The 9,652-nt window shown below is 63.7% G+C and carries 2 protein-coding genes; both read right to left on the bottom strand.

What is annotated here, in order from left to right:
• A partial coding sequence (locus ACIQ17_RS25930) for a filamentous hemagglutinin N-terminal domain-containing protein (RefSeq protein WP_398472163.1) occupies nucleotides 1–8,309 on the bottom strand: 8,309 nt, incomplete at its 3' end.
• Nucleotides 8,310–8,547: 238 nt separating this feature from the next.
• Nucleotides 8,548–9,510, bottom strand: a complete 963-nt coding sequence (locus ACIQ17_RS25925; RefSeq protein ID WP_398472162.1) for a FecR family protein — start codon at nucleotides 9,508–9,510, stop codon at nucleotides 8,548–8,550.
• Nucleotides 9,511–9,652 lie beyond the last annotated feature (142 nt).

Genomic DNA, 9,652 nt, shown 5'->3' with positions numbered 1-9,652 from the left:
GGATCCCGCGGCGCCACAGCCGAGACGATATTTCCCTGGGTGCCGATATTCAGATGGCCTCCCTCGATTCCGAAGTTGGCGTCTATCGTAATGCCGTCGTCGCCCGCAACCGGTGCAGCAAAATCGCTCCACGTGGTGGTATCCCGGCGGCCCGCGGTGTAGATGACCGACTTGTTGTTTGCGAGATCGATATTGCGACCGGCACGAATGTCGATATCGCCGGTGCCGGTGCGCACCAGTTTGCCATCGGTTGCATCGCCCAGCACGAGATTTCCCGACCCGGCAGCGAGCCCTGCGAGCGACTGCATGGCGAGAGCGCTGGCGGAAGTAAGGTCAGCCCCCGCAACGAGGCGCAAATCCCAGGATCGTGTGTCCTGCAGCACACCGCTCCGATCGGCCTGGTCGAAGCCATCGCTCACATGTCCCTTGAGGATCAGGTTGCCGGCGGCGCGCAGCGTCAGTCCGCCCTCCCGCAGCGACGCAAAGTCGGTGAACAGATTCCAGTCGGACACCAGAGTCAGATCACCTGCGCTCCGGATTTCGATTCCGGGCATCAGCGTCACGTTGCCATTACCAAGCCGCGCGGCGATAGCACCGATCCGCGCCGCGAATGTATTGGCGTCGGCGACCATCGCAGCCTGATCGATCGCATCGACGGAGGTCCTGTCATAGACGCTGACACCTTCAAGCACGGCCGAGCGCGCACCGATGATGCTTGTATCGAGACGGAGAACCGCGATCTCATCGTGGCCATCCGACTGGAGATCGAGCGCCCGCTGACGGGCACGCAGCCGCACCCGGCCGCCCTCGCCGCCTGCGACATTGATCGTGCCACCGCGCAGATCCAGCAACCCGCCAGATGCCTCGAGGGTCACGCGGCCTGACCCGAGCTCGACATCCGTTGCGCCCGCAAGCAGCTGCGCCGTATGGTCCATCACCACGCCATTGCCAGCGCTGATCGCGATGCGACCGCCATAGACGCTGCGTGCATCCACGATGCCGGCCACCGTCACCTTGCCGAGATCGGCGATGATCGAGAAATCGCCGACCTGCGACAGTCCGTCGACCACGATGTCGCCGTTGCGAATCCGGAACTGGCGCGAGCCCGTGAAGCCCGCAGCATTCAGACGGCTGCTCAGGCCGGCGAAATCAGGCAATGCGGCAATGTCGAGCGTGAAACCGCCGCCCTTGCCCATGGCGGCCTGCGCGCTGATGCGGCCATCAAGCGTGACGCTGCCGCCGCCCGACGCGATCACGGCCAGGCTGCCGGCATGGCCGCCATCCGCATGGGCTGCGAGGTTCATCACCGCGCCGTTGCCCATCACGATGTCTCCGCCGACTGCGGTCAGGGCGATACGGCCTGCGTCGGAATAGCTGGCAACGTCGAAGAACTGTTTGGCAAAGCCGCCGACATCGATCAGTGAGCCCGTCGCCAAGACGATGTCACCCGATGTCGATGTGACATCCACCGCGCCGCCGAGTGCCACGATCCGGCCGCCCACATGCACGCTGCCGCCGCTCAGTGATATGCGCGCACCAAGACTGTTCTGCAGGTCGGCGATGGCGGCACTGGTGTCGCCGACCACCGACAGGGCACCCGTCGTCACCAGGGATTGAGCAGCGCCGCGGCGACCTGTGAGCAGCGGCGTCGCGATCGTCAGTGCGGAGCTGCCGGCATCGATGCGGCCATTGCCTTCGCCGACGACCTGATTGGCGGCAGCGAGTACGACCTGGCCGAAGCCACCGAACGTCTTCGTGCCGGTTCCCAAAACCAGCTCATCCGCAAACAGACTCAGCGTCGCCGAGCCGGCTGCGACCGGCCCCGTCATCGCCCGCCCGCTGTTTTGCAGCGCGATGGTCTTGCCGGTCACCGTGATGTCATTGCCATCAACCCCGACGAGACCAGCAGCATCGAGCGTCACCGTGGCCAGCCCCGCTCCCCCGAACGAGATCGAACGATGGAAATCGATGGTCGTATAGCTGCGCAGGGTCAAATGCTGCGTCGAGGCGAGTTGCGCCAAGGTCTCGGTGGACAGAACGAGCCCCTGGCTGCCGCCGCCGAAACCGATCTGCCCCGATGCCAGCGAAAGCGCCACGGCGGACAGACCGGCACTGCCGGCGAGTTCCGTATCCCGGGTCGCGTCGATCAGCAGCGCCTGGCCGCCGGCAAGCAGCGCGCCTTCGCCGACCCTCACGACACCACCGGTTTGGATATCGACATTCTCGCGGATCACGCTCACCGGTCCCGCATTCGACAGCCGGATCAATGCGCCATAGTCGCGCGACGGCGTGCCGGCCGCTTCGCTTGCCGCGATCTGCGGCGTCACCACCAGATCGCCGGCATTGGCGCTCGCCGTGCCGCGCGCCATCACGACGCTGCCAGCCTCGATGTCGATCAGGCCGCTGGCGGCGAGAATGATCTCGGGCCCGGCGAGAACCGAAGCGCCGTCATTGCGCATCACGATCTCGCTCGCGGTGACATCGAGCCGCAGACCGCGGGAATCGCCCGCGCGGGTGCCGCCGATCAGGAGACTGCCGGCGCCGAAACTGGTGAGCTGGCCAGCATCGACCAGCAGATATCCGTTCGCGCGCAGATCGGACGCGTCCTTGCCGAAGCCGACAATGGCGATTTTCGTCGCTGCGATGTCGACGAGACCGCCGCGCCCTCCGGCTGCGGCCTCCGACTGCAACTGGCCATTGAGCATGAGATCCTGGGTGGCCTTGAAGACCACGGCGCCGCCATCCATCGGCAGACGCGGCGTCACGATCTCCTGCGCGGTCAGGCGATAGCGTGTGAGCTTGAAGGCATCGGAGGCAAAGTAGCTGTTGGCGAATGCCTCATTGAACTCGCTGTATTGCCGCAGCTGAGCGCCCGACATCACGCGCCAGATCGAGGACAGCTGGTCGTAAGTGCCATCGAGCCCATTGGCGCGACGCCCGCCCATCAGCATCGAGCCATCGGCAAGCTGGATCGAGGCAACCGCCGAGGTCGATCTGGCGTTCTCGGTCAGCGTCACGAGAAACGCTCCCGGCAGCGCCGCGTAGCTCGCGGGCAGCAGTGTGTACCACCCGGCGGCAAGACCATTGCCTCCCGCGAGATAGACGCTATCGCCAGCGCTGCCGCCGGACGTCATTCCGCTATAGCCGGGCAGCACGGCATAGGCGCCGGTCATGGCGAGAATGTCGTGCGAGCCTCCCGGCCCGGGCACGAATTCGCGCGCATAGAGATCGCCTCCGCCGCGGACGTCGATGGTCGATCCGGCACCGACATCGATCGACGGCGCATCGATGGTCAGCCGCTTCTCGGGCGGCGCAGCAAGATAGCTGGCCGCCGGATTCTGGTTGTCGACCCCTTTGGTCGGGTCGATCCAGTGCTCATCATTGCTCAGATGGCCATAAGGGACGACGAGACCGAGACCCGATACCGAGGTGATGCTGTCACCGCCAAGCACGACACGCTCGGTTGCTTTCAGCACGATCTCGCCGAACGGCGCGCGCAACACGCCGTTCTGCGCGATCACGCGGGCCTGCAAGGTCAGGCTGCCGCCGGCCGAGAGCGGCGCCGGCGCGTCGCCATTGCGCGTCACAACGATGGTCCCCGCGGTCTTGATGACCGCGCGCGTGCCGCTGGCCGGGTAGATCTGCGCTGCCTTCAGCGAGAGATCGCCCTCGACATCGAGGGTCGCGGTGCCGATCGGCTGGCCCACGAATGACGGCGGCGTCGTGGACAGGCGAAGATCGGTGGTTTCCAGGTGAGTCTGGGCAAAGCCCCTGACGGTGGCGACATCGACGATGTCGACCAGATGGGCCTCAAGGCTAAGACGGCCTGCAACGAATGCCGATGCCGTCGCATTTCCGCCCGTGATCTGGATCGTCGGCGCCCGCAACGACGAGTTTGCTGTCGCAAAATTCGAGAGCGGGCCGGCGAGCGTGATTACCCGTCCCGCCGTCAGCGATACGCCGTCGAGCTTGAGTGCGTCATTGGACGAGAGATCAAGATCGGCAAAGCGACCATTGGCGATTGCTGATGGCCGCAACACCAACACGCTGTCCATCGGAGGTGCCGCAAGGGCCTCGCGCAGGAATTCGGAGTAGAAGACATTGTCACGAAACGCATCGAGCGCCTCGGCGGTCAGACCAAAACGCAGCGGATTCAATGCACCGCCTGGCCGGCCGGCCGGACCGTTCTCGGACAACAGAAACTCCGAACGCGCTTTTGCCGACAAGGCGTCCAGCAGTTCCTGCGTGAGGATCATGGTCGGCATCGGGCCGTAGCCGAAATCTTCGAATATCTGACCGATATCGATACCGATCACATTCTGCGGGTTGTTCTCGCAGACTGGCGTGTACAGGCAGGTCGGGTCGAGCCAGACTATTTGCGACAGCAGAACTTCGCCCGGCGTCGGACCGCCGCTACCGGAATTCTCGGCGTGATCGATGATCAAACGTCCACCGAGCGCGCCGGGACCGCCCGGATGCCCCATCAGCGCGCCGGCAATGACGCCGTTGCCCTTGATGGTGATCGAGCCGCCATTACTCACCAGCTGCACCGCGCTGCTCCGGCGAGAGAAGCCGAAACCGCCGCCACGAAGATCGATCCAGCCGCTCGCTCCCGAGACGTCGATCAGCGAACCGACCTCCAACTGCAGGCCCGTGCTTTCCAGGGTAATCGCACCACCAGGCTTGACGTCGCCGATGCGCAGGCGACGTGGATCCAGGTAGATCAGCGGCGCGCCCCGCGCGAGCAACCGAGCGCCTGCGTCAAGCTGCAGCTTGTCGACCGCCGCAATGGAGATGGCGCCCGCCGGCGCGTCGATGGTCCCGCGAATATTCGCGGTCCTGTTGGTCTCCAGGGTGACGCGTCCGCCAAGATCGGCCCGCAATGTCGCGCCGACGCCGATGACGATGTCGGCATCCACAGCCTGCAGACTGATCTCGGACGGCTTGCGCGCGAACCGCTGTTCCGCCTGCAAGACGCGCAATGAACCGACATCGGTGATACGTGCACCCGACGCCACGTTTCTGTAGTCTGCGCCGGACACGTCGAGCGCGACGGGCAGTTGAGCCACCAATGCGCCGTCCGGCACAGTGATGTCTCCGAAAGCGCGGATCTTGACCGACCGGAAACCGCGGTCGGCATAGAGTGAGCTCGACACATGCAGGATCGCCGGATCAACCGGCGTTGCTCCGCCGATCTGAACCGGGGTAATGGAATCGAGCTCGAGGCTGCCGCCCGAACCGGCGGCGAAGGCCCGCAGGTCGAAATTGGCCATCTGGTCGCCGGCGATCGGCGGCAGCACGATCTTGCCGGCATCCCCCGTCTTGAGCTTCGCCTTACCCGCCTGTTCCGTGACCCAGCCACCGCCGGACACATCGAGCGTTGCACCGGGATCGACCTTGATCGTCATCGACGACAGGTTGATTTCGCCACCATTGATTTTCGGCGCCTGCTGCGACGGTCCGCCGATGATCTCGTTCACCCATTGGCCGCTGACATCGATCAGCGCCCTGGAGCCGAAATTCATGGTCCGCAAGCCGGCGCCGCCGGTTCCGAGGGACACTGTGCCGCCAGCGATGCGGATCGTCCCGTCGATATCAAAGGTGGTGCCGCCGATCGACAGCGAGGTATTCGACGTCACCGAAAGTGATGCACCCGGATCGAGCGTCAACACCGTCCCCTCTTCCAGCGTGAAGCTGCTGGTCACGAACAGATCGAGTTTGCCGAGGCCTGAAGCGCTGAGCGTTTTTGCGCTGAGCCAGGTTGTTTTCTCGGGCAGCGGCCAGGTGCCGGGCCGGTAGTAGTCCGCGGTGACCGTCGAATGCGCGTTGAAGTCTGCAGGGAGTAAATGGTCCGCATCTGAAACGATGAGCTCCGATGGCGTCCAGGGCCGGTCGGGATCGCTCCCGGCGCCGATCTTCAACGTTCCGGCTTTGGCCATCTTGCCATTGGAAATCTGCTGCTCACCGGCGATGACACCGCCCCAGTATCCGCCGTCGAGGATCAGCGCCTCGCCGCCATAGACCTGGATCGAGCCGCCGTCTCGGCCTTCGGTATATCCGCGCTCGAACTGTGACTGGCCACGATCGAACACGGAGTTCCAGTTTTCGATAACGCCCCAGCGCTCGTGGTTGCGCGTGAAGCGTCCGGGAAGACCGACATAGACCATGTCATCGGTCGCATCGCCGATATTGTAGATGCGACCGTCGTAACCCAGCAGTTTCGTCGTGGTGTTGATGCCATCGGTGTAGCGGACCGATCCGCCGGAGACGTCGAGCAGCGAGCCGGCGCGCGTGATCACCGAACCGCCGGCCTTCAGGATGATCGCGCCCCCCTTTGTCGATAGCTCGCCCAGATCGGTTTTGCCGACGCCGAGCCATGCGGAGAAATCCGCCAGTGGCGAGCCGACCCATTGTCCGGGTTTTCCGGTGATCCATTCCACACCGGACATCGGCCCGCTGTCGAATGTGCCGCTGACGCGGCGATCGACGATCACCTTGAGACCGCGCAGCCACGAGTCGCGATAAAGCGGAGAGTCACGAAGCTCGTTGATGTAGAGTTCCGCCTGCACGAAGTTGCGCGCCATCGGGACGATGATGTCCTTGATGCCGGCGACGGTCAGATAGGCATCGCTATCGATGTAAATGCGGCTGCCGTCCTTTTCGGACAGTTCACCGGCAACCGGGGTGTCGCTCGGACCCTTGAAAGGTTGATTGACCTCGCCGATCGGAAGCTTCGACGCGACGACGCTGATCGTGCCCGATGGCACCATCACACTGGCAAGACTCTCGATATTGATCAGATTGCCGCGAAGCTGAACATTGCCGGGCCTGTAGCGCGTCGCCAGCACGGCCTGCTCGATCTCGCTGGTATCGGTCAGATCCGGCAGAACGGCCGTGACGCTGTTGGCCCCCAGCGTCACCGTCCCGCTCGACCAGCTTGCCATCTGCGCGAAATCCAGGCCCGAGCTGTAAGCCAACATGCCCTGCCCCCAGGCGCGCAGCCGAATGGAGCCTTCGCGGTTGTCGAGCGCCGATGACGCCGTCAGCACGCCGCCCTGAAACACATTCAGCGACTGCAGCGTGATGTTGCCGTGATCCGCATGGATCGAGCCCGTATTGGTGACCTTGTATCCGACCGCCGCGGCGCGCGCGTTCATTTCCGGAAGGATGCTGTCCCTGACGAAATTCGTGAACCCGCCATAGTTCGTCATGATACCGAGCGCGCCGCCCAGCTCACCATAGTTGAACAGCCGCGATGCCGGCGCCGATACGGCGACGTCGAGACCGCGAACGCCATTCATGTCGTTCGACAACCAAACCTGTTCGCCCGCCGCCAGAATGATCTGACCATCGGTCGCGGCAAGGTGACCGGCATTGACGACCTTCGGTGCGAACAACAACAGCTTGCCGCCGTTCTCGACCTTGATCGTAGCGCCGGCCTCGACACTCACATCGCCGGGAACGTAGCCCGGCGTAAACAACGTGCCTTGATTGCCGCCGGACGCATGTTCACCGAATTGCGGGATGCCATAGTGATTGCTGGCCTGATCGTAGTGATACAGGGGATTGTTGATGCCACGCAGGAACTGTTCGTTCGACAGCGCAAGCGACGATGCGATCAGCGCGCCGGCGTTCACCTGGCTGCCCGCACCGAATACGATGCCATTGCGGTTGATCACATAGACCTGCCCTTCGGCGCTGATCGTGCCGAAGATCCGGCTCGGGGCAGTCGAAGTGTCCATCACCCGATTGAGCGACACCCAGTTCTTCACATCGGCGCCGCCGGCGCGCTGGTCGAAATAGAGGTCGGTCTTCTCGGAGATGTTGAAGCTCTGCCAGGTCAGAATCGACTTCTGCTCGGTCTGGATCACGGTTACCTTGGAACGTCCGGCATCCTCGAATTCCTTCGGCAGCAACGAACCCTGCCACAGCCCCGATCCCGACGCTGCCTGCAGGCCGCCAGGCTGAAGTCCATGCGGGATACCGCTCGCGCGCGCGGCAGCGGCAGCCTGCGCAGCAGCCTGCACGGCCTGCATCGCGCGCATATTGGACATCGTGCGATCGAGCGATTGCTGTGCCTGCCGCGCAGCGCCCGCAACCGCCTGTGAACTGCTTTGTACGGCTGCCGCAGCAAGCGCTGCCGGCGATATGTCCGATGCAGAACCACCCAGCGAACGCGCCTCCACCTGCTGCGCTCCCGCGACCATTGCGGCCACGCTGACAGTCGCGAACAGAAAGCGGCGCGATGCGAATGAGGAGGACAACACAGCAGTTGCACGACGGGTGACGACGTTCGCACGGTTCGACATGGACATTCCATATGCAAGAGCAATATCGGCTTGCGCTTTTCAGGCGCCGGCCAAAGGACATGTCGTCGGCTCTCGCGGTTGTCGCCGCTGCTCACTCCCTGTCCTACATTGAATAGGACTGACAGCGCAGCGCGCAACTGAAATGGAAAATCCGAAAATCTTGCAGACGATCGCAAGGCGCCATCTGCGATGACAATTTCATGACAAAGGACGGCTTCATCGCTCCGATGACACGACGTCAGCTCAGCAGCACGATGCCGCCCGGCAAATGCCTTGCCTTGAGATTGTACAGCGCTTCCATTTGCGTCACGACATCATCGAGACGATCGAGATGGAAACTCGCGATGGCGACGGGACGATGTCCGGCATCGCGATTGAGCAACACGATCTTGCCCGCCCGATAGCGATTGACCTCATCCAGAACGTAACGCAGCTGCTTGTTGCGAAAGACGAGGAACCCGCGCTGCCACGCCGTGACTTCGTCCCGATCGGCAGGCTTGACCGCGTCGAGTTGCGAGCCGCGATAGCTGGCCTCCTGATCGGCGCGCAGCGTCACCGTCCGTCCGCCACAGGTGATGTCGGCCTGTCCATCCAGGCAGGCGACACGCACAGCGCCGTCGTCATTACGCAGATTGAACCGACCGGACACCATGCGCACCAAACCATCGCCTGCACTGACCGTGATCGGACGCGATGCAGCGGCGATGACCGCTTCACCGCCGAGCAGTGAAGCCCGGACATCGTCCGACGATCCCGGTTGCAGCGAAAGGCGGGAACGGGTCGACAGCTGCACGGTCACGTCATGCGCCATCGTGATGGTTCGCGTTTCACCGATGCCCGTGCTGTAGTCCGCAGTCAGATCAATGAACGGTGTCCACAGATCGAATGGGGGACGGATGGCAACGGCGCCAAGGCTCGCCGCCGCGGCCATTCCGCCAACAAGAAACCACCGTCGCGACGCCTTGACCTGGGGTTTCATCGGCGACGCTGGAGCGGCGGCCACGTCCGCAACCGCATCCTTCATCAGCGCCCAGTGCCGTTTCGCTTCGGCAAAGGCATAGGCATGCCGCGGACTCCTGGCGTGCCAGCGACGGAGTTCTGTTGCCTCCTCCGCGGTCAACCGGCCGGACGCCAAGCGCACCACCCACGAACGAGCCTCCCCCTCCGTGCCGGACTCCGCATATTCCTGATGCCCGGTCATGACCAATCGATCCGCCAGCCCTTCACCTTGCTATCCTCTCTTATGACTGTTTCGCGGGGGCCGGACCGAAACGTCTGACGACTTTTCGGCCGAGACGCTGTGCGCAATGCTCCAGCGCATGTCGCAATTCGAGCTGCACCAT

Origin of the sequence: Tardiphaga sp. (assembly GCF_044340795.1) — a bacterium.
In the GTDB taxonomy this organism is placed as follows: domain Bacteria; phylum Pseudomonadota; class Alphaproteobacteria; order Rhizobiales; family Xanthobacteraceae; genus Tardiphaga.
This window is presented reverse-complemented; position numbering and strand designations above follow the sequence as displayed.

Bases quoted from the DNA above. Each gene is read 5' to 3' on its own strand.
- ACIQ17_RS25925 (WP_398472162.1), bottom strand. From the start codon at position 9,510: ATGACCGGGCATCAGGAATATGCGGAGTCCGGCACGGAGGGGGAGGCT.